At 68.8% G+C, this 1273-nt stretch carries 1 pseudogene; it reads left to right on the plus strand.

The annotated features are described in order from the left end of the window. Positions 1-37 precede the first annotated feature (37 nt). Positions 38-1247, plus strand: a pseudogene (locus RH90_RS08710) (ABC transporter permease). Positions 1248-1273: the final 26 nt, after the last annotated feature.

The raw sequence follows: 1273 nt of genomic DNA on the forward strand, positions 1-1273 counted from the left end.
CCCCCAGCCCCTCCCCTGAAGGGGAGGGGAGCGAGTAATGTTCGCCACCACCCTCCTCCTCGCGCTGCGCTCGATCTCGCGCCACAAGCTGCGCTCGTTCCTCACCACGCTCGGCATCATCATCGGCGTCGCGGCGGTGGTGACGATGGTGACGCTCGGCCGCGCGACGACGATCGCGGCGCAGAAATCGGTCTCGGCGCTCGGCAGCAACATCCTGCAAGTCCGCCCGGGGCAAGGCTTCGGCCGTGGCGGCGGCGGCCCGCGCCCGCCCGACTTCAAGCCGGCCGACGCCGATCGCGATCCGCGACCAGATCGCTGGCGTCACCGCGGTCGCCGCGCAAGCCGGCACGAGCGGCACCGCGATCTACGAAGGCGCGAACTGGTCGACCACGGTCAACGGCACGACCGACGCCTATTTCCAGGTCCAGCCCTGGCCGCTCGCGCAGGGGCGCGTGTTCACACCGGCCGAGGAAGCGGCGGGCAAGTCGGTCTGCATCCTCGGCAACACCGTCAACGACAATCTCTATCGCGGTGGCTCGCCGCTCGGCACCCGGCTGCGCATCGCGGGGATCTCGTGCGACGTGATCGGGCTCCTGTCGAAGCGCGGGCAGGGCGGTTTCGGCGGCGACCAGGACGATGTGATCATCATGCCGCTCAAGACGGTGCAGCGCCGCTTCACCGGCTCGACCGACCTCAAGCTGCTGCTGGTCGGCGTCGATCCGGCCTATGCCAGCGCAACGGTGCAGGCCGGGATCGAGGATCTGCTGCGCGAACGGCGCAACATCAACGGCGGCAAGGACGACGATTTCAGCATCTTTGACGCGGCGCAGATCGCGGCGACGCTGACCCAGCTGACGACGCTGCTGACCGGGATCGTCACCGCGGTGGCGGCGATCAGCCTCGTCGTCGGCGGGATCGGGATCATGAACATCATGCTCGTCTCGGTGACCGAACGCACGCGCGAGATCGGCATCCGCCTCGCGATCGGCGCGGTGGCGCGCGAGGTGCTGATGCAGTTTCTGGTCGAGGCGATCGCGCTGTCGATGCTGGGCGGGCTGATCGGGCTGGTCGTCGCGCAGCTCGCGGTGCTCGGCCTCGCGCCGCTGATGAAGGTCGATTTCCTGGTCGTGCCGGAGATCAACGTGATCGCGTTCGGCATTTCGGCGCTGATCGGCGTCGTCTTCGGCTATTTCCCGGCGCGACGCGCGGCGGCGCTCAACCCGATCGACGCGCTGCGGCACGAATGACGGCTCGGGAGGGACGGTCGCTTGAT

Origin of the sequence: Sphingomonas sp. PAMC 26605, from assembly GCF_000241485.1 — a bacterium.
Taxonomy (GTDB): Bacteria; Pseudomonadota; Alphaproteobacteria; order Sphingomonadales; family Sphingomonadaceae; genus Sphingomonas.